A 26,500-nucleotide genomic window follows, 5' to 3' on the forward strand; every position below is an offset into this window, starting at 1 on the left:
GCTGTTGACGAGCGATGGAGCAATCTTTATCTGTATGGATGTACAGCTTAGGCTGTTGCCGTTGATGACAGCGGTCAATCCTGCGACTGAAGCACGCTCCGTTCGGCTGCGAAGTGCTCGCCATGCCGAAACATGGGGTATACCTGATGGGTCACGGATACAGCGCAACAGCAGCAGAGGAACCTATCCATGAAAGCCCCTGGTCCCGCTAAACCCATCACCATCGAGCCCCAACCCGGCTGCGTGGTGGTGAAGTTCCATGGCATTCAAGTGGCGTCGTCCACTCGGGCGCTGGTCATGCATGAGACCAATTATCCTCCGGTGTACTACATCCCGCGGGAGGACATCGCCGATCAGTATTTCGCCCGCACCGACCACACCAGCTACTGCCCGTACAAGGGCGATGCCAGCTATTACAGCCTGCAAATCCCCGGGCATGAAAGTGCCAACGCGGTATGGAGTTATGAGCACCCCAAGGTGTCGGTTGCGCAGATTGGCGGGTATGTGGCGTTCTATCCTGACGAAGTGACTTTTGAGGTGCTCAAGACCTGATGTGCAGAAAACAGTTTGTGGCGAGGGCACTTGCTCCCTCGCCACAAACTAACCTCCTGTTAGCTGTCAGTTTTTATCGAGGTCCACGTTCTTCGTCTCCCGCAAACACACCATCCCCACCACCAGGCTCACCGCGGTAATCACCACCGGGTACCATAGCCCGTAGAAAATATCCCCGGTGTAGACCACCAGAGCAAACGACACCGTCGGCAGAAAGCCACCGAACCAGCCGTTACCGATGTGATAGGGCAGGGACATTGATGTGTAGCGAATACGGGTCGGAAACAGTTCAACCATCAGCGCCGCCAGCGGGCCGTAGCACATGGCGGAGATGATGATCAGCGCGACGATCAACGCCACGATCATCGGTTTATTGATCAGCTGGATGTCGGCTTTAGACGGATACCCGGCCAGGGTTACTGCGCCGCGCAGGGCCGCTTCGTCAAAGCCGTCGAGCTTCACGTCACCGATGCTCACCTGCACGCCGCTGCCGGCCGGTGCTGTTTCGCTGTTGTAGGGCAGGCCCTGTTTCACCAGGAAGGTTTTGACCTTGTGGGCTATCAAATTTCGCCTTGCCCACCGGGTCGAACTGGAAGGTACAGGTGGCCGGGTCAGCCAGCACGGTGATCGGTGCCTGACGGCTGGCCTGGTCGATGGCCGGGTTGGCGTAGTGGGCGATGGACTTGAAGATCGGAAAGTACAGTGCAGTCGCCAGCAGCAGGCCGATCATCAGTACCGGTTTGCGTCCGACCTTGTCCGACAGCCAGCCAAAAAAGATGAAGAACGGCGCGCCAATAATCACGCTGACAATCAGCAGACTGTTGGCCAGGGCCGGGTCCATTTTCAGGAACTGCGTGAGGAAGAACAGCACGTAGAACTGCGCAGCATAGAAGGTCACCGCTTGCCCGGCGTTGATGCTGAACAGGGCAATCAGCACCACTTTAAGGTTTTCCCATTTGCCGAAGGAATCGCGCAGCGGCGATTTGCAGAGTTTGCCTTCTTCTTTCATTTTTACGAACGCAGGCGACTCGTGCAGGCTCAGGCGAATCCAGGTGGAAATGCCCAGCAGCACGATCGAAAACAGAAACGGGATGCGCCAGCCCCAGACTTCGAACTGGTCGCCGGTGAAGTAACGGCAACCGAGCACCACCAGCAGCGACAGCAGCAAGCCGAGGGTGGCGGTGGACTGAATCCAGCTGGTGTGGAAGCCGCGTTTGCCGATCGGTGCGTGTTCGGCGACGTAAGTGGCAGCACCGCCATACTCACCGCCCAGTGCCAGGCCCTGGAGCATGCGCAGCACCACGAGGATGATCGGCGCGGCGATGCCGATGCTCGCGTAGGTCGGCAGCAAACCGACGCAGAAAGTCGCCAGGCCCATGAGGACGATGGTCGCGAGGAACGTGTATTTACGCCCGATCATGTCCCCCAACCGTCCGAACACCAACGCACCGAACGGCCGCACGATGAAGCCGGCGGCGAAGGCCATCAGCGCGAAGATGAACGCCGTGGTGTCGTTGACCCCGGCGAAGAACTGTTTGCTGATGACCGCCGCGAGGGCGCCGTAGAGGAAAAAGTCGTACCACTCGAACACCGTCCCCAGGGACGAGGCGAAGATGACTTTCTGGGTTTCCTGACTGGTGCCCGCGCTGCGGACGGCTTCCAGGGGCTGAACATGTTCTGACATATCGGTATCCCTCACAGTGATTGTTTTTGTTGTTCCACTGTCGGCGCCAGCCTTGTGGGCGGGTGCCGCTATTCCTTTACTCAAGAGACTGCGGTCAGTGCTTTTTCGTCAGGGGCAAAACTCCTTGCGGTTGTTTCGAGGATCAGTTGCGCCGCTTTCTCGGCGATCATCAATGTCGGCGAGCAGGTGTTGCCCGAGGTGATGCGCGGCATGATCGAGGCGTCGGCGATGCGCAGGCCGGGGATGCCATGCACGCGCAGCTCAGCATCGACTACTGCGTCCGCGTCGTTGCCCATCCGGCAGGTGCCCACCGGGTGGAAAATGGTGGTGCCGATCCGGGCGGCGGCTTCGTGCAGTTGTTCTTCGCTCTGCAAGCTGTCGCCGGGCAGGTATTCCACCGGTTTGAACGCTTGCAGGGCGGGAGCTCGAACGATGCGGCGGGTCAGGCGGATCACGTCGGCTGCCACTCGCAAGTCTTCCGGATGGCTCAGGTAATTGGGTTGGATCAGTGGCGCTTCCCGCGGGTCGGCGGAGCGAATGTCTATGCGCCCACGGCTTTGCGGGCGCAGATCGCAGACCGACGCGGTGAAGGCCGGGAAGGCGTGCAGCGGTTCGCCGAAACGCTCCAGCGACAGTGGTTGCACGTGGTATTCGAGGTTCGCCGAGGTCTGCTCCGGTCCCGAACGGGCGAAGGCGCCGAGTTGGCTTGGCGCCATGGACAGCGGACCGCTGCGGTCATACAGATAACGCAGGCCCATGCCCATCTTGCCCCACAGCGTGCCGGCGATCTGGTTCAGGGTGCGGGCGTTTTCCAGTTTGTAGATCAGCCGCAGTTGCAAGTGGTCCTGCAGGTTGCCGCCCACGCCGGGCAGTTCATGGGCAACGCCGATACCGAGTTGTTGCAACAGCGGGCGAGGGCCGATGCCGGAACGCTGGAGGATGCCCGGTGAGCCGACGGAACCGGCACACAGGATGATTTCCTTGCGCGCCTTGAAGGTTTTCGCCTGATCTTGCCAACGGGCGCTGATCGCCGAGGCACGGCCGTTTTCCAGCAGCACGCGGTCGACCTCAACATCGGTCAGCACCGTGAGATTGGCGCGGTGGCGGACCGGTTTGAGAAACGCCTTGGCCGCGTTCCAGCGTACCCCGGCTTTCTGGTTGACCTGGAAATAGCCGCAACCTTCGTTGTCGCCCTGGTTGAAGTCATCGATGCTGGCGATGCCGCTTTGTTCGGCAGCGGAGCGGAAGGCATCGAGAATTGGCCATGACAGACGTTGCCGCTCGATCCGCCATTCGCCGGCGGCGCCGTGAAATTCCGAGTCACCGGCAAAATGGTTTTCGCTTTGTTTGAACAGCGGCAACACGTCTTGCCAGCCCCAGCCGGGATTGCCTTCGGCCGCCCAGCTATCGTAGTCGCCAGCCTGGCCGCGCATGTAGATCATGCCGTTGATCGAGGAACAGCCGCCGAGCACCTTGCCACGCGGGTAGCTCAGGGCGCGGCCTTGCAGACCCGGTTGTGCTTCGGTCTTGAAGCACCAGTCGGTGCGCGGGTTGCCGATGCAGAACAGGTAACCCACGGGGATATGAATCCACGGGTAGTTGTCACGTCCGCCGGCTTCGAGCAGCAATACCCGGTGTTGCGGGTTGGCCGACAGTCGATTGGCCAGCAAACACCCGGCCGGCCCGGCGCCGACCACGATGTAGTCGTATTCATCAAGGGAAGTCTGCATCCCTGACCTCGTATTGTTGTTCTTGTTGTCGGTCATCCTAGTTGTTAGCTTTCGTTAAAAGAATGTTAGTTTTTGCGCAGCTGCTGTGCGTTTTTAAACAGCGTTATTAACGGCATAACGTCAAGGATGGTTCATGTTCGACTGGAATGACCTGCGGTTTTTTCTCGAATTGCAGCGCAGCGGCCGTTTGCTGACCGCCGCCCGCCGCTTGAACACCACCCACGCCACCGTGGCCCGGCACATCGAGGCCATCGAAAAAAGCCTCGGCACCGCACTGTTCGTCCAGCATGCCCAAGGCTACGAATTGACCCCGGCCGGCGAAGCGCTGCTCAAGCACGCCGAGGCCATGGAAAATGTCGCGCTGCTGGCCCAGGAAGAAATCACCCAATCCACCGCGCCGCTGGGCAAGATCCGCGTCGGGGTGACGGAGGGGCTGGGCATCATGTTCCTCGCCAGCCGCATGAACGGGTTGTTCGAACGCTACCCGGGGCTGGAAGTGGAACTGGTGGCGGTGCCGCGCTTCGTCAGCATCCTCAACCGTGAAGCGGAGATCAGCATTCACCTGGAACGCCCGGCCGCCGACATGCTGGTCACCCGCAAACTCACCGACTATCGACTGGCGCTCTACGCCAGCCAGGCCTATCTGGACCGCTCGCCACCCCTGCGCAGCCGCGAAGACCTCGGCCGCCATGCGTGGATCGGCTACGTTGACGACTTGCTGTTCAGCCAGGAACTGATGTTCCTCAACAGCTTCTGCCGCAACCCCCAGGTGGTGTTTCACAGCACCAGCGTGATCGCCCAACAACAGGCCGCACGCTCAGGCCTGGGAATCGCCGTGCTGCCGTGCTACATGGCCAGCGCCGATCCTGAGCTGGTGCCGCTACTGCCGGACGAAAGCATCCAGCGCAGTTATTGGATCAGTACGCGGCGCGAGCTGCACAAATCGGTGCGGCTGCGGGTGTTGTGGGATTACGTGGTGGAGTTGTGTGAGCGCGAGCAGGGTTTGTTATTGGGATAGCTTGGCAACCCAGTTCCTCGCCACAGGTTAAGTGACTCATTTTTTCGTCATGACGGCCGATGAAATTGGGATGATTTCAACGGATGCAATTCATGAACAAGGCTGTTGTTTTACTGGTGCTCACGGCCCTGATTGCAGGATGCCAAGCTACCCCGCCCAGTCCTCAGGACGACTTTCAAACCGGCCTCCGTTGCAGGCTTCTGCTGTTTAAAAAACCTATCACCGCGGAGCAGGTCGAAGACATCCGCGAATCCAGCGAGAACGGCAACCTCCTGTGTAAAGTCGTGCTCGGCTTTCTATACGAAACTGGCCAGGGCGTGCCGCAGGACGTACATAAAGCCAAGACCCTCTATCAGTCCGCGGCCGTCGGGAGCGCAGCAGGCTATGAACAACTGGCTCGCATGGCGGAAGAGGGCAGCGGCCAGGCGCCCAATCTTGTTGAGGCCAGGCAGTTTTATCAGTTGGCCGTCACCAGACCCGGAAATCTGGACAGTGAGGCCAAGTTGGCCCAATTCATGGAGGACGGCAGAGGTGGTCCGCAGGATCTGAAAGGGGCGCTGGCGCATTATCTGAATGCCGCCAGGTACGTCGACGATGCTCCATGGCAAGGCGTACAGCGGCTACGCGATAAGGGCCTGGTTCTGTCGGTCGAACAGGTAAAGCACTACAACGGAATATGGGGCGATAGCCTCGATAGAAGCCTCAAAAGCACGGCGGTGGACGTTCAGCAAGCACTGGCGAAGCAGTTCAAGTCAGGCGCTGCCGGCAAACAGGTCACGCTACGACTGGTAGGCAACCCTGGTTCGGTTGTGCCTCAAATCTCAGTGCTGGAAAGCTCGGGCGATAGGTCTATCGACCAAGCGGTGCTGAAGGCTATGAGCGATTACCGGTTCCTCGACGAGCCGATATTGCCAGCAGGTCAGAAGACTTGGCAGGTGAATTTCATCGTCGAGACGGAGTGTTATGAAAGGCTCCCGCGAACCCAGCCAAGCTGTTCGCAATAACAAGTAGGGTCGCGTGAGGGCGGAGCAGGGTGGTTAGCGCCTGGCGTGAGCGCAAAAAAGTGAGAGAGAAGGCTTTTGGGTTGGGTGGGAAGGGCACAGATTGCAATTCCTGGCCCAACCCACCAACAGCTCGCTCACAGCCCATTTAAACAAGAAAAATCGCGATCGTTTAAATGAAGCTTGCCGTTACCATCCAAAGGCTACGACGCCTTGCGCCACCCCCTACACGTAAGACAGAATCCGCCGGCTTGTGCGCCTTGGGCCTGCTCGGTAACTTGATTCCCGTCACTGCCCATCAGTGATCGGGTTTAGTCGCCCGGGGTTATAAGCAAGGTGCACAAGCTCTTGTCAGTCAGGCATTCCCATGCCTGCACTTGATGGTGGTTGTGCGCAGGGCGCCTTCGGGCGCGCCGGCTTTGCTAGCTTCCCCGGTCGACTAACCTGCGTACAGCTGCCTCCCTCTCGTTTAGTCGCAGGAGGGTGGCACCCAATCAGAGAAGCCAGCTTATGTTCAAGGTTACGCCCAATCCGCCGGACGCCGATCCGGTCTCCCCGTACGAACCCGATTCAAAGAAGCTCAACGAGGCCGCCGAGCGGGCTCTGAACTTCCACTTCCCGTCGAATGCCGACATCAAAGCCACCCCGCGAACACGTAGCACCCTGTTTTCCGTGGCCCCAGAAGCCACGGCCGAAACCCTGGCGGTTTTTTTGGTCGAGACGCTGGCCTCGGTCGATGTGATGGTGCATCAGTTGGTGGATCATCTGGAAGGTGAGTCGCGCTACGCCCTGCTGGGCATTTCAAACAGCATCATGGTGGCGGAGATCACCGCGAGCCGGGTTCTGGATCACATTAATACGCCTGAGTAGGTGTGGGCTGCTGTGGTGAGTGAGTTACTGACGCAGGGTTGTGCAGTGATTCTTTTTTGGGGGCCGCTTCGCGCCCCAGCGGGAGCAAGCTCCCTCGCCACAGATTGTTTATCGGATCTGCTGCAAGACGCCAATCCCCCGTAGATACCGTCTTTTACTTCAGGCGAGGATTTCGAACGCCGTGCTGGCCAGCCGTTCTCCGTTGACCAGAATGTGCACAGCGTGCAGGCCAAGGTAATGCTTTCGGGTGGTGAGTTCTTTAATGTGCTGACTACGCGCAATGGACTCGCTAGCCTTGCCGGGCAGCGTCAGGGCCTTGAGCTTGAACACCTTCGCCGAGGTGCTGCCGTTGGCTTTGACGTAATCGATGGCGTAGTCGATCACCAGTCGCTGACTGTCCGCAGCCATGGATTTCACCGCGAAGGACAGGGTGATTTTTTCACCCAGGCGAATCACCGCCGGCTCGACCTTCACGTCTATGATTTCAACCTCAGGTTTACCGCCCGCGCCAATGATCGCCAGCGCTCGTGGGTTGCCCTGTTTGATCAAACTGCGCAGAGCGTGCCTGGCGATCCACGCCGTGTGTTTGTTGTCCAGCGACCAGCCTTCGATCAGGTCCAGCACCCACTCGGGATGATCCTTGGTGATGTCGTTGAGGTGGTTGGCCACGGATTTGCGCACGTACAGGCTGTCGTCGGTCTTGAGGTTGTCGAGGATCGCGGCCGCCAGTGTCGGGTCGGCCTGGACCGGTTCCAGGCGAAACGACCATGGCAGGCGCGGTCGGCTGCCTTCGCTGGCCAGACGCCGGACGTGTTCGTTGTCATCCAGCGACCAGTCGCGCATCAGCGCCAACGAGCGCTCGATATCACGGCGCAGAAAGTGCCGGATCGCAAATTCCGATGAGCCGAAGGTGGTGAAGTATTTGAGCGCGTCCATCGACAGATCGAACGCGTGAGCGCCGTAGGTCGCGACATAGTGCGGCAGAAACATACTGACGAAGGCGCTGTTCAGACGCGGGGCGAGGGCGCGCAGGACGTCGAGGGATTCTTCATAACCGAGCGGCAACACTGCGTGCAGGCACTCACTGACGCGGGCCATGCGTTGCATGACGGAGAGGTCCGCCAGACCGGTTTTGGCCAGCTTCAGGAAGGCCTTGGCATCGAACCCGGGATAGACCGCCGTCATTTCGGTGGCGATGTGCGCGAGGCGTTCAGCGTTGAAGATTTCCTTCAGGGCGGGGGCGGGTTGCTCAGACATTGTGGATTCCTTGGTTGTTGTTATTTATCCAATGCACCGCGTTATCGTTCTTCGCGGGCAAGCCTCGCTCCTACGGGGGAGTGTGTTTGCCGCAACAAACTCCGTAGGAACGAGGCTTGCCCGCGAAGAGGCCCTCACAATCACCTCAAACCTTACCCGCTTGCTCTTCCAGCTGATCCGACTCAAACAACTTCGCCAGTTCCGCCCGTGCTTCCTGTGCGGTTTGCATCACCTTGGCCGCATCGTCATACACCGCGTGCTGAGCCTCCAGTACCTGTTCATCGTGATGGGTAAAGCGCTTGATCCGTGCATCCGCCTGGGCTTGTGTCAGCCCCAGTCCAACCAGGGTGCGCCGGGTCATTTCCAGGCTGGAGTAATAGGTTTCCCGTACCGCCTGCGCCCCGACATCCACCAACCGGTGCACATGCTGACGGTTACGGGCGCGGGCGATGATTTTGATGTGCGGATAAAGCTTGTGCACCACCTCGGCCGTCTTGATGTTGGTTTCCGGATCATCGGTGGCGATCACGAAGAACTCCGCTTGCTCGACCTTGGCCGCGCTGAGGATTTCCGGGCGCATCGGGTCGCCGTAGAACACCGGCACGCCGCCGAAGCTGCGGGACAATTCGATGGTTTCCACCGATGTGTCGAGGGCGATGAATTTGATGTTCTGCGCCCGCAGAATCCGCGCCACGATCTGTCCCATACGGCCCATGCCGGCAATGACCACGCGGGGCGTGTCGGCGTCGATTTCACGGAATTTCTGCGGCACCTCCACCGGTTGCACCTTGGGTTTGACCAGTCGTGCGCAGGCCAGTAGCAACAGCGGCGTCAGCGCCATCGACAGGGTGATGGTCAGCACCAGCAAGTCGTACAGGCGCGGCTCGAACAAACCCTGATCCCGGCCGATCTTGAACACCACAAAGGCAAACTCACCACCGGCCGCCAGCACAATCCCCAAACGAATCGCATTGACCTTGCCCAACCCCCCGGCCAGTCGACCGACGACAAACAGCAGCGGCAGCTTGATCGCGATCAGAAGCACGGTCAGCCCCAGCACCACGACCGGCGCACTGAGCAGCAGACTCAAATTGGCGCCCATGCCGACGCTGATGAAAAACAGCCCCAGCAGCAGACCCTTGAACGGTTCGATCTGCGCTTCCAGTTCGTGACGGTATTCGGAATCCGCCAGCAGCAAACCGGCGAGGAACGCGCCGAGTGCCATGGACACGCCGACCAGGTCCATCAGCCACGCCGTGCCGATCACCACCAGCAACGCGGTGGCAGTGGACACCTCCGGCAGACCGGTCTTGGCCACCACGCGAAACACCGGGCGCAACAGATAACGCCCGCCAATCACCACCACCGCGATGCTGCCCAGCACCCGCAAACCATGGTTCAAATCTTCGGCGGCACTGCTGGTGTGATCACCGCCGGCCAGCAACGGCACCATCGCGATCAGCGGGATCGCGGCAATGTCCTGGAACAGCAAAATCGCGAACGCCAACCGCCCATGGGGGCTGGTCAGTTCCTTGCGCTCGGCCAGGCTTTGCAAGCCAAACGCGGTGGACGACAACGCCAGGCCCAGGCCCAGCACAATGGCGCTGTTCAGGGATTGGCCGAACACGAACAACGCCAGCACGCCAATCACCGAACCGGTCAACAGCACCTGCGCCAGGCCCACGCCGAACACCGATTTGCGCATCACCCACAAGCGTCGTGGCGACAGCTCAAGGCCAATGATGAACAGCAGCAACACCACTCCGAGTTCGGAGATGTGGCTGACGCTTTGCGGGTTGCCGATCAAGCCCAAAACCGACGGACCGATGATCACCCCGGCAAACAGATAGCCGAGCACCGCCCCCAGTTGCAGGCGCTTGGCCAAGGGGACGGTGAGCACCGCCGCGAATAAAAAAACGACAGCGGCTTGTAACAGGTTGCCTTCGTGGGGCATGGGGAACTCCTGGGTGGGGCAGGCGAGAGCGGCACTCGCCCGATTTTCAGCGGGGCGTAGGATAAAGGCTGGCGTCCGTTCAGTCAGCAACGAGGTGGCTGAACGAGCTCAGGGCTCAGTGGGGCCATTGTTCAAGCAGGATTGAAACGAACTTCTCCGCCGCCGGCGATAACGATGCGCCTCGACGGTACACCAGGCCGAGTGTCCGGTTCACGACGGGGTCAGTCAGCGGGATGCTCACCAATGTCGGGTGATCCGCCGCCGGCATCGCGAGGCTTGGCATGGCGGAAACCCCTAGCCCGGCTTCGACCATGCCCAGCGAGGTAGACAAATGCTGCACTTCATAAAACCACTGCGGACGCCAGCTCAGGCCTGACAGGGCGTGGTCCAGCAACATGCGGTTGCCGCTCAGGCGCCCGACGCCGATCAACCGGTAATCGCTCAGTTCTGACCAGGTCACGGACGTCCGCTGGGCCAGTTCATGGTCACGACGGCAGGCCAGAACGAAGGGTTCGTTGACCAGCGAAACGAATTCGATGTCCGGGTGCTGGCCGCTCATCATGTTGATGCCGAAGTCGGCTTCCCCTCGCAACACTGCTTCGAGCCCTTCATTGGCACTGAGGTCGAGCAAACGGATGCGGATTTTCGGGTAGCGCTCGTTATAAAGACGAATCACCGACGGCAGGAAGTAAAACGCAGCGGTTGGAATGCAGGCCAGGGTCACCTGACCGATTTGCCGTTCGGCCAGTTCACGGATGTTCAGGATCGAATCGTCGAAGTCATCGAGCAATCGACGAGCCTTGGGCAGGAAGTCGCGGCCGACGCTGGTCAGGCTGACCTTGCGCGTGGTGCGATCGAGCAACGTCGTCCCCAACCCCTCCTCAAGTTTTTTTATCCGTCGGCTCAAGGCAGGTTGCGACAGGTGCAGTGCATCGGCAGCTTCGTGAAAACTCCCCAGTTCGGCGATTTTCACGAAAGATCGGATGTCCTGGAGCTCATATTCCATGTTTTATCTCGTCGGGGGAGGGCGTTGGACCGCGTTCTGAACGTTAAAACGTTCTTTTGTAAAACGCAATAATTGCTCCGATCTTTGCATTGGAAACACAATTACTTCCCTGTCACTCTTGTTTGCAAGACATCAATTACCCCGATTGATTAACAAGAGTTAGTGGCCATGCAACGAATTCCTTGTGTGCTGATGCGCGGTGGTACCTCAAAGGGACCGGTATTTCTCGCCTGGGATCTGCCGGTTTCGATTGAAGAGCGTGATGAGTTGTTGCTCTCGGTGATGGGCTCCGGTCACGAACTGGAGATCGATGGCATCGGCGGCGGCAGCCCGCAGACCAGCAAGGTCGCCATCGTCAGCCCTTCGTTACATCCCGATGCCGATGTTGATTACCTGTTCGTTCAGGTCATGGTGTCCCAACGTCGGGTGGATACCGCCCCGAACTGCGGCAACATGCTCTGCGCGGTCGGGCCGTTTGCCATCGAGCAGGGCCTGGTCAAGGCGGTCGGTGAGCTGACCCGCGTGCGGATTCGCAATCTCAATACCGGCACCTTCGTTACCTCTGACGTGCAGACACCAAACGGTAAGGTCAGCTATGAAGGTGACACCGCCATCGATGGCGTGCCAGGCAGCGCGGCACCTGTTCAACTGACATTCCTCGACGCCGCGGGCAGCAAGACCGGCAAGTTGTTTCCAACCGGCAGCACCCAGGACCGGTTCGACGACATTCCTGTGACTTGCATCGACATGGCCATGCCGATGCTGATCATCGAGGCGCGTCACTTGGGCAAACGCGGCGATGAAACTCCGGCCGAGCTGGACGCCGACAAAGACTTTATGCGCCGTCTCGAAGCTCTGCGGCTGCGGGCCGGTATGGCCATGGGCCTGGGCGACGTCAGCGACAAGGTCATCCCCAAGCCTGTGCTGGTTGCACCGGCCAAGGCCGGTGGCACGTTGCAGGTTCGCTACTTCATGCCGCACAACTGCCACCGTGCGCTGGCCATTACCGGTTCCATCGGTCTGGCCACCGCGTGTGTCACCGAAGGCAGCGTTGTGGCACACATGCTCGGTCATACCGGTGGGCCGCGTCTGCAACAGGTGCGGATCGAGCACCCGAGCGGCGGTATCGACGTCGTGTTGTCCTACACCGGTAAAAACGGTGAGACAATCCGCGCCTCCGTTGTTCGTACCGCCCGAAGACTGTTTTCCGGCTTTGTTTATGCCCCGGTTTCCCAACGGCTCGCCGGGTAGTGTTCCCGCGCAGTCACTGTCGTTTTTGCATCAGAACAATTCTAAAAATGGGTGATGCCATGAAAGTTGTTAAATCGCTCTACTTCCAGATTCTCTGCGCCGTGCTGTTGGGCGTCGTGGTCGGACACTTCTGGGCTCAGCAGGCCATTGCCCTCAAGCCGTTGGGTGATGCCTTCATCAAGCTGATCAAAATGATGATTGCGCCGGTCGTGTTCTGCACCATCGTCACCGGTATCGCCGGGATGAGCGACAAACGCTCCCTTGGCCGCTTGCTGAGCAAGACCATGCTGCTGTTTCTCGGGCTGACGGTGATCAGCCTGTTCATCGGCCTGGTCGCGGTCTATGTGTTCAAGCCGGGCGCGGGCATGAACATCGATCCGAGCCATTTGAGTACGGCGGGCCTGTCTCAATACACCGAGTCTGCGGCGAAGCTTGGGGTGGTCGAGTTTTTCATGCACATCATCCCTGACACCTTTATAGGTGCGTTCAGTAAAGGTGAAGTGCTGCCGGTGCTGTTTATCGCGGTGCTGTGTGGTTTCGCCCTGTCTTCCCTGGGCGAGCGTGGTAAGCCGGTGCTCGATGTACTGGAAGCGGCATCGCAGATGGTCTTCAAGATTTTTTCCTACCTGATGCGTTTTGCGCCGATCGGTGCCTTCGGGGCACTGGCGTTCACCGTCGGACAGTACGGCATCACCTCGCTGGGTTCGCTGGCAAAGTTAATCATGACCCTGTACATCGCCTGCGCCTTCTTCGTCTTTGTGGTGCTGGGGAGCATTTGCCGCGCCCACGGCTTCAGCCTGTGGAAGCTGCTGCGTTACCTGCGCGAAGAGTTCCTGGTGGTGTTGGGAACGTCCTCCACTGAGCCGGTCATGCCACGCATGCTGGAGAAACTCCAGGCCCTGGGTTGCAGCAAGGGTGTAGTGGGGCTGGTGCTGCCGACGGGGTACTCGTTCAACCTCGATGGCACGGCGATCTACCTGTCTCTGGCGGCAATTTTCATTGCCCAGGCCTGCAATATCGACCTGACCATGACCCAAACCTTGACCATGCTGGCGATCATGCTGCTGTCGTCCAAGGGCGCGGCAGGGGTGACTGGCAGCGGTTTCGTGGCACTGGCTTCCACGCTCACGGTGATCCATGACATTCCGCTGGCAGGCCTGGCGCTGTTGATCGGGATCGACCGTTTCATGTCCGAGGCGCGAGCCCTGACCAGCCTGGCGAGTAACGCCGTGGCGACTGTGGTGATCTCTATCTCCGAGAGCGCCTGCGACCGTCAGGTCCTGCTCGATACCCTGGACGGTAAAACACCGGTTGTCCCGGGTGTGGATCAAACCTGGGACCGCGTCGGGACCACCACGCACATTTAGTCCTGCGTAAGCGCTGCAAAAACCAACCTTTTTACTACCTGCTGCCGGGCGTCGCCGATCGCGTCGCCTGGCGGGCTCGGGGTCGTTCGCCTGCGCGTCGGCCACGCATTCCATAACAACAAGAGAGTTGCCCTATGCTCGCCTTACTCGGCTTGGCCATGGTGGTTGTGTTCACCTTCCTGATCATGACCAAACGTCTGTCACCGATCGTTGCGTTGACCATTGTTCCGATCGTCTTTGCGGTCATCGGCGGTTTTGGTGGAACCACCGGCAAAATGATGCTCGACGGTCTGAAAATGGTCGCACCGTCGGCAGCGCTGCTGCTGTTCGCCATTCTGTTTTTCGGTTTGATGATCGACTCGGGGCTGTTCGATCCGCTGATCCGCAAGATTCTCAAGCGGGTCAACGGTGACCCGATGAAAATCGCGGTCGGCACTGCGCTGCTGTCGCTGACTGTCGCCCTGGACGGTGACGGCACGACCACTTACATGATCACCTGCGCGGCGATGCTGCCGTTGTACAAGCGCATCGGCATGAACCCGATGATTCTGGCGACCATTTCCATGCTATCGCTGAGCATCATGAGCGGCATGACCCCTTGGGGCGGCCCGGCGACCCGGGCGATTGCCGCGCTGGGGCTGGATGCCGGGGCGTACTTCATTCCATTGTTGCCGACCATGGTCGGTGGCGCCGCGTGGGTGGTGTTCACCGCGTTCCTGCTGGGCCGCACTGAGCGTAAACGCATTGGCAATACCCAACTGCAGAGCGGTGGCGGTGATTGCTACATCAAAGCGATTCTTGAAGATACGCCGCACAAGCGTCCGAAACTGGCCTACGTCAACTTGTTGCTGGTGACTGCGGTGATGGTAGCGCTGGTGATGGGGGTCATGCACTCGGCGATCCTGTTTCTGATCGGCTTCGTGTTGGCGTTGCTGATCAACTACCCGCAGCTGGATATTCAGAAGGAGCGCATTCTCGCCCACTCCGGCAATGCCATGACCGTGGTGCTGCTGGTGTTCGCCGCGGGCATCTTCGCCGGGATTTTCTCGGGCACCAAAATGGTCGACGCCCTGGCGCAAACCCTGGTGGACTGGATTCCACCGTCCTGGGGACATCTGTTCCCGTTGGTGGTGGCGATCACCAGCATGCCGTTGACCTTCGTGCTGTCCAACGATGCCTATTACTTCGGCGTGGTGCCGATTCTCGCCAACGCGGCGGCGGCCTACGGGATTGATCCGGTGGAAATCGCCCGAGCGTCGATTCTTGGCCAACCGGTGCATCTGATGAGCCCGCTGGTGGCTTCGACCCTGTTGCTGGTGGGGATGGTGGATCGTGACATCGGCGACTTCCAGCGCGCCACCGTCAAATGGGCGGTGCTCACCTCTCTGGTGGTCACCGCGCTGGCTCTGCTGACGGGTGCCTTGACGCTGTTCTCCTGATTCACCCCTGACTCGCCGCTGATAGAACTCCACGCTCCCCATGGCGGGCGCGGGGCCATGTGCATCCTTAAAAACAACAATATGAGTAGTTCGATATGACCCATTTTATGACTCGCGGGGCTTTTCTTCCTCTTCTGGGCGTGTTGCCGATGGCCACTGCCGGTGCGAGTGATTTCATCGACGACAGCAAGTTGAAGCTGCAACTGCGCAACGTCTATTTCAACGAAAACTTTCGCGATGAACATGGTTTGAGCGCGCGCTCTGCCAGATCCGCCAAAAGTGAGCGCACTGAGTGGGCCCAGGGTTTCCTGCTGGATTTCCAATCGGGTTTCACCCCCGGCACTATCGGTTTCGGGGGCGACGCATTGGGGCTGCTGGGTGTCAAACTTGATTCCGGGCGTGGCCGCAGTGGCACCGGTTTGCTGCCGGTACACGATGACGGTCGCGCCGCCGATGAGTTTGCCAGTGCCGGGGCTGCGGCCAAGGTCAAACTGGCCAAGACCACCCTCAAATACGGCACCCTGCTGCCCAAGACTCCGGTACTGATCTACAACGATGCGCGTTTGCTGCCGCAGATCTATGAGGGAGGACAAGTCACCAGCACCGACATCGAAAACCTGACCCTGACGGGCGGTCATCTGGACCGATTCAAACTGCGCGATTCGACCGACAGCGTGTCGATCGTTCCTGACGGTTATTCAGGCGACAAAGGTGGCGATTTCACCTACGCCGGTGGTGATTACAAACTCGGCAAGAACACCCGTCTGAGCTACTTCTACGGTGAACTGGAAAATTTCTATCGCCAGAGCTTTGCCGGCATCCAGCACGATCTGCCATTGGGTCCCGGGGTGTTGACCGGAGACTTGCGTTATTTCAACAGCAATGACGCGGGCCGTGCCTACGCCTCGAAAATCGATAACGACATGCTCAGCGGTCAGCTGTCCTACGCGGTGGCGGGGCACACCTTTGGTGGCGGTTATCAACAACTCAGCGGTGACGCCGGGCTGCCGTACGTCAGCGGTGCGACGGTGTACTCGTTCAGCAACGTCGGCATCGGCAAGTTCATCGAAGAGGACGAGAAGACCTGGATGCTCAGTTACGGTTACGACTTTACACCGGTGGGCGTGCCCGGGCTGACGTTCATGACCCGTTACCTCGAAGGCAACGATGGCAAGTCCGACACCAACATCAAGGAGTCCGAACGCGACACAGAACTGGCCTATGTGGTTCAGAGCGGCACGTTCAAGGGGCTAGGCGTGAAGCTACGCAATTATGTCTACCGTTCGGACTTCGCGCGTGGACGTGACAGCAATCGGATCTATTTCACCTACGACATTGCTCTCTGGTAGACGCGCCGGGGCGCCTGCGTCAGACCCGGCTCACCGTTTGACCGCCCAACCGATACTGATTATTCCCACTGCGCTTGGCCTCATACATCGCCAGGTCAGCAATATGAATCAACCGGTCCATGCTCGGCGCATGGTCCGGGAACACTGCCACGCCAAGGCTGCTGCCGATGTGGCGCTGGTCGTTGCCGATGGTCACCGGCGGTGCGAGTTCGATGAAGATTTTCTGGCAGATGCTGCGGGCTTCGTCTTGCAGGCTGTTGCCTTGGGGAAGGCCTTGGAGGATGACCACGAATTCGTCGCCGCCGATTCGGGCGACGGTGTCGGTTGAGCGCAGGATTCTCTTCAGGCGTGTCGCGGTGGTGATCAGCACGCGGTCGCCGGCCGCATGGCCATAGTGGTCGTTGATCGCCTTGAACCCATTGAGGTCGACAAACACCAGTGCCACCCGCGTGGTGCTGAGGCGGGCCTGTTCCAGGGCATCGGACAGGCGTTCTTCGAGCACCAGGCGATTGGGCAGGCCGGTCAACGGGTCGTAATGGGCCAGGTGTTGCAGGTAACTGGCGGAGGCTTTTTCTTCGGTGATGTCGCGTACCACACCCATCATCTTGATCGTTGCGTCATGCTCATTCTTGACCACATTGCCGGTTTCCCGCAGCCAGCGGATGCTGCCGTCCGGCCAGACCACGCGGTATTCCTCGTCGTGGTTTTCGCCGGTTTCAAGGCAACGCAGTTCACCGGCGCGGACCTTGACCCGGTCGTCCGGATGTACGCATGAGCAGAACAGTGAGTAGGAGGGCGTCACCTCGCTGATCTTGAACCCGAACATGCCGTAGATCGCATCCGACCAATAGAGCTTGTCGGTATCAACCTCCCAGTCCCAGGTGCCGATGCGGGCGAAGTATTGGCTGCGTTTGAAGCGTTCGGCGTCGCCTTCCTGGTGGATGCTTTGTCCCTCGGTGAGGCTGTCGATCAGCGCACGGCACTCGGTCAACTGCTTTTGCAGCGAACGATCGCGCCAGATCAGCGCGACGATCAGGGCAAGGGTAAGTGAGCCGATGGTGACGTCGGTCCAGAGCTGACTCATCGAGGAATTGCGCTCATGGCGTATCGAACCGTGGGGGAGGTGGTGGGTATATTAGTTCACGACCACTGCCGGATACAGAGCGAAACGGTTGCCAATAGCCTGCATTTCTGGGAAAACGGCGCCCATCAAGCCCGTTCGGGCAAGCGCACGGATAGAGTGAATGTAATGAATGATGAATTGCAGGTAATCGACCTTGAGGTGGGCGACGGCAAAGCCGCCGTCAAAGGCGCGCTGATCACCACCCAATATCGCGGTTGGCTGGAAGACGGCACTGAATTCGATTCCTCCTACAGCCGGGGTAAACCTTTCCAGTGTGTGATTGGCACGGGGCGGGTGATCAAGGGCTGGGACCAGGGAATCATGGGCATGCAGGTCGGCGGCAAACGCAAGCTGTTGGTGCCGGCGCACCTGGGCTATGGCGAGCGCTCGATGGGGGCGATTACGCCGAATTCGAATCTGATTTTCGAGATTGAATTGCTGGAAGTGCTGACGCGGGATGATTGATTGGCGTGTGAATTGAAATGATTAACCCCGCTGTCTCTGAGAGGAGAGAGCGGGGTTTTTGCTATCTGTGGCGAGGGAGCTTGTTGTGGCGAGGGGGCTTGCCCCCGTTGGGTTGCGTAGCGACCCTGAAACCTGTGCATGCGGTGTCTCAGGTAATCTCCGGTCGCCAGTTTTGCGGCTGCTGCGCACCCGAGCGGGAGCAAGCTCCCTCGCCACAGTTCAGTGTTCGGTTCGCGGAAAAAATGATCTTTTGCCTAAACGGCAAGTCAGGTGAACGCCTCAATATCATCAAGGGTGTCCGCCACAATCCCTTCCAGGGAGGGAAATTTCTCCTTCACCTTCTCAAGGGCCGGGCGTACAGCACCCAAGTCCAGACCACCCTGTCTGCGGGCTATGTGGCCGAGCGCGGTGATGGCAGATGCTGCAATCGATTCGGACTCACTCTCGAGGTACTTCAGGCAGGTGTTCTGAGCCCAGGTCTTGTCTTGTTCATTCAGGCCAATAGAAATCAATGCGGCGACAACGCTGGTTTCTACGTTGCTAGCTAGTAGTCTCGTCGCTTCCTCGTGGCTCATTGTTGGATCTTGGTAGAGAAGGCTCACTTTTTAACTCCCTGAATGTTGCCTTTGTGATCGGTTTTTCCTGCCTTGATCAGAGCATTTTTCATATCTTGATGGAGTTTATCCCATGGTCTGACATGTCCATGGTAAACGTCCCCTCCGGTACGATCGAAGACAACGATCTCTTTTGTGTCCGGGTCGACACCGATTCGACGTGGTGAGGTAGGTTTTACCTGTACTGAATTATCCAGTGCCTCCTGTCCGTTAACAGGCCCCTTACTTTTTACCGGTGTGTCAGTCTTGCCATGGTAACTGGCTGCGTCGAACTCCAGGGTCAAAACGATATAGAGAGGTTTAATGCCGGAGTCGGCCGGAAATACAAGAATGAAGTCCTTGTACTCAGGCGGATAAATCGGGTTGACGATGATGTTATCTGCCTGTTCGGTAGGCGGATAAATCCAGATCTGAGGCGCTTGTGGCGCCGCCTCTAACGGGGGAATCCCTGAGGCGCTGGATGGGTCAACAGTTGGCGTCCAGATCAGGGTTATCCCATCGCCAAAGTCAGCCGCTTGTTGAGAGCCCTGACTCTTGAACCGGACTACAGGAATCATTTCCCAGTCGCGGCGCTTCTGGGTGTTGTACCCATAACCCTTCAAGGTGCCATCAGCTTGTTGCTCGACATGCAGTCGAACCCGTGTGCGGCCTTCCTTGAGCGATTTGAGCTGTTCTTCTGTGTACAGGGAGCTGTCGCCCAAGCTCGACGGCCACAGCATTGCAACCATTCCGACCAATGCGCCAGCAGCAACACCAGCCGTCACGACACCTGCACCACCAGCCGCACCCGTCCCGGTGCCAGCAGTGCCAACTCCGCCCAGGAGTAGCGTTCCCAGTGCAGCAGGTAACGCGCCGCCACTGATTTTTTTGAGCGGGATGTTTCCCGCTACATCCCTTTCGCGGCCACCCAGCAGGGAAAATTTTCCGTAGTCGGTCAGTTTCTCGACAGGGACGAACCCTGCTGGGCTGTCGTGGTTGATTACGCCGTCGGGGAGGTTGCAGCTTTTGGCGAACACGCAACCCATGGAGCTGGATTGACCCAGCTGTTGAGGCTGCCTGATAAAACGGTCTTCATATGCCTGCTGTCGGGCCAACATGTCGTCATAGGATTTTTGCCTGGCGTCGCGCTCTGCCAGTTCAGCGGCGGTCATGTAGCGGCTGGTGATGTGGTGCCCGTCGCCTGACGGTGGGTTTTGAACCCAAGGTATGTCTGTTTTTCGAGCCATGAGCGTCCTTGTTTCATCTTTTGAAAGCGATGTGGACGCTATATCAACGGGCATTGGATAGATGTAGGACGGGTCTGAAACTCTGGCCGTTGTTTTTGATCGCTCCCTGACTTGCCAGCCCCGGCAATATCGGTAACCATGCCCACCTAAATAGGGGTAGGGGGTATAGGTATGTCGCACATCCACGAACACAAAGACGATCTGCTCAACCGCGTCCGGCGTATTGCCGGTCAGGTCCAGGCGGTGGAGCGGGCGCTGGAGTCCGACGCCGAGTGCGCCAAAACCCTGCACCTGGTCGCGGCAATCCGCGGTGCGGTCAACGGTTTGATGGACCAGTTCATCGACGCCCATGCCCGTGAACATGTGGCGCGTCCCGGCCTCAGCGACGAAGCGCGCGCCGAAGGCGTGGAAGACTTGTTGCAAGCCATCCGCCGTTACTCGAAATAGAGGCCCGCCCCATGACACTGACACCTCAAGCTTCGCGCTTTACCCACGACCATCTGTTTCTGGGCGCCGCCCACGATGAAAATGCGCGCCGCACGTTGTGGGTGGTGGCGCTGACGTTCGTGATGATGATTGGCGAGATTGCCGCCGGTTATATCACCGGCTCCATGGCGTTACTGGCGGACGGTTTTCATATGGCGACCCACGCCGGGGCCTTGGGCATTGCCGCGGCGGCCTACAGTTTTGCCAGACGGCACGCCAACAATTCGCGCTTCAGCTTCGGTACCGGCAAGGTCGGGGACCTGGCGGGTTTTGCTTCAGCCGTGGTGTTGGGGCTGGTGTCACTGGGCATCGCCGGCGAATCTATTGTGAGGCTGTTTCAACCAACCACCGTGGCTTTCACCGAAGCGACGATAATTGCTGTGGTGGGGCTGGCGGTGAATGTCGCCAGTGTGTTGCTGCTGGCGGGCAATCATGGGCATCACGGCCATGATCATCACGATCACAGCCATGACCACGGCCATCATCACCATCACGACAACAACCTGCGCTCGGCGTATCTCCATGTGCTGGCCGATGCGCTGACCTCGGTACTGGCCATTGCGGCGTTGTTGGCCGGGCGCTACCTGGGCTGGGTCTGGCTGGATCCGGTGATCGGCATTGTCGGCGCGCTCGTGATCGCGAAATGGGCTTTTGGCTTGATGCGCGACAGCGCCGCGGTGTTGCTCGATACCACTGATGAGCACGTCGCCGCCGAAATTCGTGAGCTGCTCGAGTCGACGGACGATGTACGCATCAGCGACCTTCACGTCTGGCAAGTCGGGCCCCAGGCGCGGGCGGCGATTGTCAGTGTCGTGGCCGCGGCGAGCGTCAGTGCCGACGCCATCCGCGAACGGCTGGCACCGGTTCATGAGTTGTCTCACTTGACGGTCGAATATCGCAACGCTTGAGGTGTCTTTCAGGCAAAGAGCGGAATGCGCCCGTTAAGGGAAGGGCGGTAGTGCCAGGTCAACCGGCCCAAAGCAGGTTTGATCGCCAGGATCTCAACCAGCGTCGCGCGGGCGATGCTCAAGGCCAGCACCTGCCCCGGGCATTGATGACGGCCGGCGCCGAAGGTGAAGCTGCGGCGGTTTGGGCGCTCGAGCAGGAACGTATCGGGATCGTCATTAAGCTGCGGATCACGATTGGCCGAGGCCAGCAGCACCAGAATGACGTCGCCGGGGTTCAGGCTCACGCCGTCGATTTCGCAGGGCGCTGCGACGAAGCGGCGGGTGTTTTGCACCGAAGGATCGAAGCGCTGCACTTCGGCGATCAGGTCGTTGACTTGAGTTGGGTCGAGCTGCGGGTTTCGATTCAACGCCAGTAGCGCATTGCCGATCAGCCCGGCGGTGGCTTCACAGGTCTGGGAGAACAGGCCGATCAGGTTGGCGATCAAGGTTTCCGGGTCGGCCGATGCAACAGCGAAGCGCTGCCGGATACCGGCGAGCAGGGCGCTTCGATTGTTCGGGTCAGCCAGAAGCTCGATGCAATATCCCTTCAGCTGTTCTGCCGCAACATGGGCGGTGTCCAGTTGTGCCTGATTGCTGAGGGGCGACAGGCAGGCGACGAAGTCTGCGGTCAGCTCGCTGATGGCCCGGCCCTGAGCCGGAGAAAAGCCCAGCAACGCTGCCACCACGCAGACCGGCCCGCGAAACATCGCCGTGTACAACCCATCGGCGCCAGGGGTAATCAACCGAGCGGCTACCCGTTCGTTGACCTCGTTCACATCAATCAGCGCCAGCCCTGGCTCAATCGCCGTCCTCGGGCAACGCTGCCGCTCGCCCTCATTCATTCGCATCAACTGACCGAACACTTTACCGGCGATGCCCTGAGCAATCGCCTTGGGCACCGGCTCATGCGCCGGCCGTACGTGGCAATCCGGATGCGCCAGCACGGCGGCGACAGTTCGGGCGCTGCTGGCCACCCACAGTTTCAGTCCCTGATGAAAAACCAATCCACCCTCGGCACGCAGTTGCGCGTAATAGGGGTAAGGGTCGGCGTGAGTCGCAGCGATGATCGGGTCCATGGGTCGCAGCCTTATCGATGGTTGAAAAGTGTTGCTACTATCTCCAGTCCGAAAGGGCCTTGATTCGTCCGGGAGCGAAATATGAACGCAGAACAACACGACGTCGGCGTCTCTCAAGTGGCCGCAGCGATTGCAGAGCCTGCCCGGACGAAAATCCTCTGCTCGCTGATGGACGGCCACGCCCGTACCAGCACCGAGCTGGCGGCGGTTGCCGAAGTCAGCGCCTCGACTGCCAGCGCGCACTTGGCAAAACTCAAGGAGTTGGCGCTGGTGCGTTTGCACGTTCAGGGTCGCCACCGCTATTACAGCCTCGCGGACAAGCGCGTGGCCCAGGCACTCGAAGCACTGATGGTGATCGGCCAGAACGCCGCGCCGACGTTCAACCCGCGCACCCCGGACCGCCTGCAATTCGCCCGTACCTGTTACGACCACATGGCCGGCACGTTGGCGGTGGTGCTGCATGACCGGATGATCGACGCGGGATGGTTGCTGCAAACCGATGAGCAGGCTTATCGATTGAGCGACAGCGGTGAAGCGTTGTTCGAAGGATTGGGCATCGACATCAAAGACCTCGGCACCTTGCGCCGCCGCTTCGCCTGCCCGTGCCTGGACTGGAGCATGCGCCGGCCGCACCTGGGCGGCGCCTTGGGCGCGGCGTTGTTGCAAACGGCGATCAAACGCCAATGGGTGACGCAGGATCTGGACAGTCGGGCGTTGGCGTTGACGGTAGTGGGGCGCAAGGAACTCAGTCGCCGGTTCGCCGTTGAACTGCCGGTTCAGGGAACGACAGCGCCAGTCCCGTCCACCGAGAACAGGCGCCGCGCGATCGCCAGTCCTGCGACTTAGCGACTGGTCGAGGCCATGAGTACGCCAAAACCGGCGAAGGTCACGCCCGAGACTTTCGCGGCCAGCCAGGAACCCTTCGAACTCGACAACCAGCCCTTGGCGGCATTGGCGAGCAAGGCATAGCTGCCATGCACCAGGATCACCAGTACGCCGTAGGAGGCGACCAGCTTGATGAATTGGCTGTAGAAGTGCGCCGAAGTGTCGATGAATTGCGGGAACACCGCCAGAAAGAAAAACACCGCCTTGGGGTTCAACAGCTGCATCGAAGCCGCTTCAAGGAAGCGATAACCCGGGCTTGAAGGCCGCGTTTCAAGCAGCGTGCTGAAACGATCCGAGCGCCAGCTTTTGTAGCCCAGGTACAACAAATAGGCGGCCCCTGCGTATTTCAACGCGGTAAAGGCATTCGCGGAGGTGCTGAGTATCAGGCCAACACTGGTGGCGCTGATGGCAGCGACCACAAACGCCCCCGACGCGATCCCCAGAATGCCCGGCACGGCGCCCCTCCAACCGTGGCGCACCGTGTTGGACAGGGTCAGGACCACACCAGGCCCCGGGCTCAAAATGGTCAGGGTGGCGAAGAGTACAAAGAGTCCGTAACTGTTCATGGCTTGCTCCGTCAGGTGGCATTGGCTGCGTGCTGGCAGATTGGCGTGGCGAGGAGGGTGTGACAAACGCTTTAATTACAGCGCATAGGTGACTAAATTAGACACATGATGAATCAACTACCGCCTCTTAATGCTGTTCGCGCCTTCGCCGTTGCTGCTCGTCATCAGAGCTTCAGCCTGGCGGCCGAAGAGCTGCATGTCAGCCACAGTGCCGTCAGCCGGCACATCAAATTGCTCGAGGAGTACCTGGGTGTGCTGCTGTTCGAGCGGCGTATCCGTCAATCGGTGCTCACGCCAGCCGGACAGCGCTTCTATGAGCAGGTCAGCGCCGGGCTGTCGCAGATCGCCAACGCTGCCGCTGCGCTCAAGCAACATGCCTCGCTGCCTACTGTGAAGATCAATGTGCGTCCGTCCTTTGCCATGCTCTGGCTGACGCCCAGACTGGCGGATTTCGTTGCGCAGTACCCCGGCATCAAGCCGCAGGTGATCACCCAGACCCAGGCACCCGATCAGGCACGCGACGGGTTCGATATCGTCATTCGCCGTGGTCGTGACGATTGGGCACCGGCGATTGAGGCGCGAGCACTCTTCGAAGATGAACTGTTACTGGTCGCGGCACCATCGCTGATCGAGCGCCTGCCACTTGAAGACCTCACGTCCCTGAGTCGGCATACGTTGCTGACCGCCAAGGCCCGCCGCGAAGACTGGCACAATTGGGCCATGCACTTTGGTCAAGGCCAGTCAGCCACTCAGCTAACCCGGCAGTTCGATCACATGCACCTGGTGCTTGAGGCCGCAGTCGACGGACAGGGCATTGCCCTGTGCCCAACCTCTTTGTTGGGCAGCCATATCTCGAGCGGACGCCTGATCTGCCCGCTGCCCGAGTTGCGCATGCCGTTGCCGCGTTATTACTACGGTGTTGCGCCGGACGTGACGGCGCACACGCGGATCTTTGTGGAGTGGTTGTTTGCCCGGATTGCTCAGGATGAGCTGAGTTGGCAAACACCTCGTGCCGTGACCGCTACGCCCTGAAATCCCAGACAATCTCCACCACCCGCACCGCCAGCACCAGGTAAACCAGACCCAGGATGATCTGGAACGCCGTGTGATACGGCAACCTGGACAGCCGGCGTATTCCGTCGCTGACATTGAGCAACATCAGCAGCGCTGATGTTGCAATCAACCCCCAGCCGGCGAGGCTTGAAGCGAACAATCCCATGAACACGTGATGGCCGCCGTGCAACGCGTTGGTGCCCGCCGCGAACAGCAGGGCGCACACCAGCAGGTTCTTGATGTTGTCGAACACTTGCGAGGTGAAGTCGGTGTCCAGCAAGGCCAGATACTTTCGCCAGAATTTACCCATGGTTTCGGTGGCACCTGTTGATGGTGGTTGCACGTGGCAAGTCTAGTGACGTTTTGCGCGAAACGCGGACGAAAAAAAGCCCGGTCTTCAATGTGATGGCCGGGCTTTTGTGTTCAAACGGACAGTCGCCTCAGATCAAACCTTGACGATCCAGCCCGCTGGCGCCTCGATGTCGCCGGTCTGTACACCGGTCAGCTCTTTGTAGAGCTTCTGGGTGACCGGGCCGACTTCGGTTTCGCTGTGGAACACATGCAGCTTGTCGTTGTAGCTGATGCCACCGATCGGGGTGATCACCGCGGCAGTACCGCAAGCACCGGCTTCCTTGAAGTCTGTCAGCTTGTCGATGAACACGTCACCTTCAACCACTTCCAGGCCCAGACGGGTCTTGGCCAGTTCGATCAACGACAGACGGGTGATGCCCGGCAACACCGAAGGGGAATTCGGGGTGACGAACTTGTTGTCGTGGGTGATCCCGAAGAAGTTGGCCGAGCCGACTTCTTCGATTTTGGTGTGGGTCAGCGGATCCAGGTAGATGCAGTCGGCGAAGTGCGCCTTCTTGGCCTGGGAGCCAGGCATCAGGCTGGCGGCGTAGTTGCCACCGACCTTGGCCGCGCCGGTGCCTTGTGGGGCTGCACGGTCGTAGCTGGAGATCAGGAAGTTGTGCGGGGTCAGGCCGCCCTTGAAGTAGGCGCCGACCGGGATGCAGAAGATCGAGAAGATGAACTCGGGTGCGGTACGCACGCCGATGTTGTCACCCACGCCGATCACGAACGGGCGCAGGTACAGCGCGCCGCCGGTGCCGTAAGGCGGGATGAAACGCTCGTTGGCGCGCACCACGTCCTTGCACGCTTCGATGAACTGTTCGGTGGACACCTGTGGCATCAGCAGGCGTGCACAGCTGCGTTGCATGCGCAGAGCGTTCTGATCCGGACGGAACAGGTTGATCGAACCGTCCTTGCAACGATAGGCCTTCATGCCTTCGAAGCATTGCTGGCCATAGTGAAGGGCAGTGGAGCCTTCGCTGATGTGCAGCACGTTGTCTTCGGTCAGGGTGCCTTTGTCCCACTCGCCATTACGCCAGTGCGACAGATAGCGCTTGTCTGTTTTGATGTAGTCAAAACCCAGCTTGTCCCAATTGATGCTTTCGTTACCCATGACACCCTCTATCACTTAACAACCGCCGAAACGGTTCAAGGCTTCTGACATTTTTCTGGATGGGGACAACAATACTTCATTCCGGGCCCGTTTCGCAGCCCGGAATGCGATCTCTC

Annotated in this window: 24 protein-coding genes and 1 pseudogene; 13 read left to right on the forward strand and 12 right to left on the reverse strand. The window is 59.5% G+C overall.

Features of this window, described 5'->3' with window-relative positions; translation table 11 throughout:
• Nucleotides 1-189: 189 nt before the first annotated feature.
• Entirely contained in the window at nt 190-552 is a 363-nt protein-coding gene (locus AC1RO5_RS04220) for a DUF427 domain-containing protein (RefSeq protein ID WP_493173011.1), read from the forward strand.
• 66 nt (nt 553-618) lie between these two features.
• Here the strand turns inward: AC1RO5_RS04220 and AC1RO5_RS04225 are convergent.
• Both AC1RO5_RS04225 and AC1RO5_RS04230 read right to left on the reverse strand, forming a co-directional pair.
• Nucleotides 619-2,236, reverse strand: a pseudogene (locus tag AC1RO5_RS04225) (MFS transporter).
• 80 nt (nt 2,237-2,316) lie between these two features.
• The gene (locus tag AC1RO5_RS04230) at nt 2,317-3,966 is read right to left on the reverse strand and encodes a GMC family oxidoreductase (RefSeq protein ID WP_493173013.1); all 1,650 of its coding nucleotides are present in this window, start codon (nt 3,964-3,966) and stop codon (nt 2,317-2,319) included.
• Between the two features lie 133 nt (nt 3,967-4,099).
• Between AC1RO5_RS04230 and AC1RO5_RS04235 the strand changes: the two genes are divergently transcribed.
• The 3 genes from AC1RO5_RS04235 (at nt 4,100) to AC1RO5_RS04245 (ending at nt 6,855) form a co-directional block, all read left to right on the forward strand.
• Nucleotides 4,100-4,984, forward strand: a complete 885-nt coding sequence (locus tag AC1RO5_RS04235; RefSeq protein ID WP_253422244.1) for a LysR family transcriptional regulator — start codon at nt 4,100-4,102, stop codon at nt 4,982-4,984.
• 92 nt (nt 4,985-5,076) lie between these two features.
• Complete coding sequence (locus AC1RO5_RS04240) at nt 5,077-5,988, forward strand: tetratricopeptide repeat protein (RefSeq protein ID WP_493173015.1); 912 nt, start codon at nt 5,077-5,079, stop codon at nt 5,986-5,988.
• 507 nt (nt 5,989-6,495) lie between these two features.
• Entirely contained in the window at nt 6,496-6,855 is a 360-nt protein-coding gene (locus AC1RO5_RS04245) for a DUF6124 family protein (protein ID WP_493173017.1), read from the forward strand.
• Nucleotides 6,856-7,014: 159 nt separating this feature from the next.
• Here AC1RO5_RS04245 and AC1RO5_RS04250 read toward each other — a convergent pair whose 3' ends face one another.
• The 3 genes from AC1RO5_RS04250 to AC1RO5_RS04260 form a co-directional block, all read right to left on the reverse strand.
• A complete protein-coding gene (locus AC1RO5_RS04250; RefSeq protein ID WP_493173019.1) occupies nt 7,015-8,112 on the reverse strand; it encodes a DNA alkylation repair protein in 1,098 nt (365 codons plus the stop codon).
• 145 nt (nt 8,113-8,257) lie between these two features.
• The gene (locus AC1RO5_RS04255) at nt 8,258-10,066 is read right to left on the reverse strand and encodes a monovalent cation:proton antiporter-2 (CPA2) family protein (RefSeq protein ID WP_493173021.1); all 1,809 of its coding nucleotides are present in this window, start codon (nt 10,064-10,066) and stop codon (nt 8,258-8,260) included.
• 115 nt (nt 10,067-10,181) lie between these two features.
• Nucleotides 10,182-11,072 carry a LysR family transcriptional regulator gene (locus AC1RO5_RS04260; protein ID WP_007895093.1) on the reverse strand — a complete coding sequence of 297 codons (891 nt, stop codon included), beginning with the start codon at nt 11,070-11,072 and terminating at the stop codon, nt 10,182-10,184.
• Nucleotides 11,073-11,240: 168 nt separating this feature from the next.
• On the opposite strand from AC1RO5_RS04260, the gene AC1RO5_RS04265 reads away from it, so the two are divergent.
• The 4 genes from AC1RO5_RS04265 to AC1RO5_RS04280 all read left to right on the forward strand — a co-directional run bounded on the left by AC1RO5_RS04265 (nt 11,241) and on the right by AC1RO5_RS04280 (nt 16,478).
• On the forward strand, nt 11,241-12,323 hold the full coding sequence (locus AC1RO5_RS04265; RefSeq protein WP_493173023.1) for a 4-oxalomesaconate tautomerase: 1,083 nt from the start codon (nt 11,241-11,243) through the stop codon (nt 12,321-12,323).
• 47 nt (nt 12,324-12,370) lie between these two features.
• Nucleotides 12,371-13,690, forward strand: a complete 1,320-nt coding sequence (gene dctA, locus AC1RO5_RS04270; RefSeq protein ID WP_493173025.1) for a C4-dicarboxylate transporter DctA — start codon at nt 12,371-12,373, stop codon at nt 13,688-13,690.
• Between the two features lie 134 nt (nt 13,691-13,824).
• Entirely contained in the window at nt 13,825-15,129 is a 1,305-nt protein-coding gene (locus tag AC1RO5_RS04275) for a CitMHS family transporter (protein WP_493173027.1), read from the forward strand.
• Nucleotides 15,130-15,224: 95 nt separating this feature from the next.
• A complete protein-coding gene (locus AC1RO5_RS04280; RefSeq protein ID WP_493173029.1) occupies nt 15,225-16,478 on the forward strand; it encodes an OprD family porin in 1,254 nt (417 codons plus the stop codon).
• Between the two features lie 19 nt (nt 16,479-16,497).
• Here AC1RO5_RS04280 and AC1RO5_RS04285 read toward each other — a convergent pair whose 3' ends face one another.
• Nucleotides 16,498-17,562 carry a diguanylate cyclase domain-containing protein gene (locus tag AC1RO5_RS04285; protein ID WP_493173031.1) on the reverse strand — a complete coding sequence of 355 codons (1,065 nt, stop codon included), beginning with the start codon at nt 17,560-17,562 and terminating at the stop codon, nt 16,498-16,500.
• Nucleotides 17,563-17,727: 165 nt separating this feature from the next.
• On the opposite strand from AC1RO5_RS04285, the gene AC1RO5_RS04290 reads away from it, so the two are divergent.
• Complete coding sequence (locus AC1RO5_RS04290) at nt 17,728-18,066, forward strand: FKBP-type peptidyl-prolyl cis-trans isomerase (RefSeq protein WP_033064132.1); 339 nt, start codon at nt 17,728-17,730, stop codon at nt 18,064-18,066.
• Nucleotides 18,067-18,332: 266 nt separating this feature from the next.
• Here the strand turns inward: AC1RO5_RS04290 and AC1RO5_RS04295 are convergent, their stop codons facing one another.
• Nucleotides 18,333-18,668 (reverse strand): hypothetical protein, encoded by a 336-nt coding sequence (locus AC1RO5_RS04295; RefSeq protein ID WP_493173034.1) that lies wholly within the window; start codon nt 18,666-18,668, stop codon nt 18,333-18,335.
• Nucleotides 18,665-19,906, reverse strand: a complete 1,242-nt coding sequence (locus tag AC1RO5_RS04300; RefSeq protein ID WP_493173036.1) for an S-type pyocin domain-containing protein — start codon at nt 19,904-19,906, stop codon at nt 18,665-18,667. Before AC1RO5_RS04300 ends, AC1RO5_RS04295 begins: the two co-directional genes overlap by 4 nt.
• A gap of 171 nt (nt 19,907-20,077) precedes the next feature.
• Here AC1RO5_RS04300 and AC1RO5_RS04305 point away from each other — a divergent pair, with 171 nt between their 5' ends.
• Nucleotides 20,078-20,353, forward strand: coding sequence for a metal/formaldehyde-sensitive transcriptional repressor (locus AC1RO5_RS04305; protein WP_019648873.1), 276 nt, complete (start codon nt 20,078-20,080; stop codon nt 20,351-20,353).
• Nucleotides 20,354-20,364: 11 nt separating this feature from the next.
• Nucleotides 20,365-21,300 (forward strand): CDF family Co(II)/Ni(II) efflux transporter DmeF, encoded by a 936-nt coding sequence (gene dmeF, locus AC1RO5_RS04310; protein WP_493173038.1) that lies wholly within the window; start codon nt 20,365-20,367, stop codon nt 21,298-21,300.
• An 8-nt stretch (nt 21,301-21,308) separates the two neighbouring features.
• On the opposite strand, the gene AC1RO5_RS04315 is transcribed toward dmeF, so the two are convergent.
• Nucleotides 21,309-22,415, reverse strand: coding sequence for a cytochrome P450 (locus AC1RO5_RS04315; protein ID WP_493173040.1), 1,107 nt, complete (start codon nt 22,413-22,415; stop codon nt 21,309-21,311).
• Nucleotides 22,416-22,496: 81 nt separating this feature from the next.
• Here AC1RO5_RS04315 and AC1RO5_RS04320 point away from each other — a divergent pair, with 81 nt between their 5' ends.
• Nucleotides 22,497-23,261 carry an ArsR/SmtB family transcription factor gene (locus AC1RO5_RS04320; RefSeq protein ID WP_493173042.1) on the forward strand — a complete coding sequence of 255 codons (765 nt, stop codon included), beginning with the start codon at nt 22,497-22,499 and terminating at the stop codon, nt 23,259-23,261.
• On the opposite strand, the gene AC1RO5_RS04325 is transcribed toward AC1RO5_RS04320, so the two are convergent.
• Nucleotides 23,258-23,866 (reverse strand): LysE family translocator, encoded by a 609-nt coding sequence (locus AC1RO5_RS04325; RefSeq protein ID WP_493173044.1) that lies wholly within the window; start codon nt 23,864-23,866, stop codon nt 23,258-23,260. The genes AC1RO5_RS04320 and AC1RO5_RS04325 overlap by 4 nt on opposite strands.
• 105 nt (nt 23,867-23,971) lie before the next feature.
• On the opposite strand from AC1RO5_RS04325, the gene AC1RO5_RS04330 reads away from it, so the two are divergent.
• Complete coding sequence (locus tag AC1RO5_RS04330; RefSeq protein ID WP_493173046.1) at nt 23,972-24,898, forward strand: LysR substrate-binding domain-containing protein; 927 nt, start codon at nt 23,972-23,974, stop codon at nt 24,896-24,898.
• On the opposite strand, the gene AC1RO5_RS04335 is transcribed toward AC1RO5_RS04330, so the two are convergent.
• Complete coding sequence (locus tag AC1RO5_RS04335; protein ID WP_493173048.1) at nt 24,888-25,229, reverse strand: hypothetical protein; 342 nt, start codon at nt 25,227-25,229, stop codon at nt 24,888-24,890. The genes AC1RO5_RS04330 and AC1RO5_RS04335 overlap by 11 nt on opposite strands.
• A 135-nt stretch (nt 25,230-25,364) precedes the next feature.
• A complete protein-coding gene (locus tag AC1RO5_RS04340; RefSeq protein WP_493173050.1) occupies nt 25,365-26,384 on the reverse strand; it encodes a branched-chain amino acid aminotransferase in 1,020 nt (339 codons plus the stop codon).
• Nucleotides 26,385-26,500 lie beyond the last annotated feature (116 nt).

The organism is Pseudomonas sp. GW822-FHT02G04, assembly GCF_058802085.1.

What these genes read in the sequence shown, in the direction of transcription:
- AC1RO5_RS04220 (WP_493173011.1), top strand. Translation starts at nt 190, where the DNA reads ATGAAAGCCCCTGGTCCCGCTAAACCCATCACCATCGAGCCCCAACCC.
- AC1RO5_RS04230 (WP_493173013.1), bottom strand. Translation starts at nt 3,966, where the DNA reads ATGCAGACTTCCCTTGATGAATACGACTACATCGTGGTCGGCGCCGGG.
- AC1RO5_RS04235 (WP_253422244.1), top strand. Translation starts at nt 4,100, where the DNA reads ATGTTCGACTGGAATGACCTGCGGTTTTTTCTCGAATTGCAGCGCAGC.
- AC1RO5_RS04240 (WP_493173015.1), top strand. Translation starts at nt 5,077, where the DNA reads ATGAACAAGGCTGTTGTTTTACTGGTGCTCACGGCCCTGATTGCAGGA.
- AC1RO5_RS04245 (WP_493173017.1), top strand. Translation starts at nt 6,496, where the DNA reads ATGTTCAAGGTTACGCCCAATCCGCCGGACGCCGATCCGGTCTCCCCG.
- AC1RO5_RS04250 (WP_493173019.1), bottom strand. Translation starts at nt 8,112, where the DNA reads ATGTCTGAGCAACCCGCCCCCGCCCTGAAGGAAATCTTCAACGCTGAA.
- AC1RO5_RS04255 (WP_493173021.1), bottom strand. Translation starts at nt 10,066, where the DNA reads ATGCCCCACGAAGGCAACCTGTTACAAGCCGCTGTCGTTTTTTTATTC.
- AC1RO5_RS04260 (WP_007895093.1), bottom strand. Translation starts at nt 11,072, where the DNA reads ATGGAATATGAGCTCCAGGACATCCGATCTTTCGTGAAAATCGCCGAA.
- AC1RO5_RS04265 (WP_493173023.1), top strand. Translation starts at nt 11,241, where the DNA reads ATGCAACGAATTCCTTGTGTGCTGATGCGCGGTGGTACCTCAAAGGGA.
- dctA (WP_493173025.1), top strand. Translation starts at nt 12,371, where the DNA reads ATGGGTGATGCCATGAAAGTTGTTAAATCGCTCTACTTCCAGATTCTC.
- AC1RO5_RS04275 (WP_493173027.1), top strand. Translation starts at nt 13,825, where the DNA reads ATGCTCGCCTTACTCGGCTTGGCCATGGTGGTTGTGTTCACCTTCCTG.
- AC1RO5_RS04280 (WP_493173029.1), top strand. Translation starts at nt 15,225, where the DNA reads ATGACCCATTTTATGACTCGCGGGGCTTTTCTTCCTCTTCTGGGCGTG.
- AC1RO5_RS04285 (WP_493173031.1), bottom strand. Translation starts at nt 17,562, where the DNA reads ATGAGTCAGCTCTGGACCGACGTCACCATCGGCTCACTTACCCTTGCC.
- AC1RO5_RS04290 (WP_033064132.1), top strand. Translation starts at nt 17,728, where the DNA reads ATGAATGATGAATTGCAGGTAATCGACCTTGAGGTGGGCGACGGCAAA.
- AC1RO5_RS04300 (WP_493173036.1), bottom strand. Translation starts at nt 19,906, where the DNA reads ATGGCTCGAAAAACAGACATACCTTGGGTTCAAAACCCACCGTCAGGC.
- AC1RO5_RS04305 (WP_019648873.1), top strand. Translation starts at nt 20,078, where the DNA reads ATGTCGCACATCCACGAACACAAAGACGATCTGCTCAACCGCGTCCGG.
- dmeF (WP_493173038.1), top strand. Translation starts at nt 20,365, where the DNA reads ATGACACTGACACCTCAAGCTTCGCGCTTTACCCACGACCATCTGTTT.
- AC1RO5_RS04315 (WP_493173040.1), bottom strand. Translation starts at nt 22,415, where the DNA reads ATGGACCCGATCATCGCTGCGACTCACGCCGACCCTTACCCCTATTAC.
- AC1RO5_RS04320 (WP_493173042.1), top strand. Translation starts at nt 22,497, where the DNA reads ATGAACGCAGAACAACACGACGTCGGCGTCTCTCAAGTGGCCGCAGCG.
- AC1RO5_RS04325 (WP_493173044.1), bottom strand. Translation starts at nt 23,866, where the DNA reads ATGAACAGTTACGGACTCTTTGTACTCTTCGCCACCCTGACCATTTTG.
- AC1RO5_RS04330 (WP_493173046.1), top strand. Translation starts at nt 23,972, where the DNA reads ATGATGAATCAACTACCGCCTCTTAATGCTGTTCGCGCCTTCGCCGTT.
- AC1RO5_RS04335 (WP_493173048.1), bottom strand. Translation starts at nt 25,229, where the DNA reads ATGGGTAAATTCTGGCGAAAGTATCTGGCCTTGCTGGACACCGACTTC.
- AC1RO5_RS04340 (WP_493173050.1), bottom strand. Translation starts at nt 26,384, where the DNA reads ATGGGTAACGAAAGCATCAATTGGGACAAGCTGGGTTTTGACTACATC.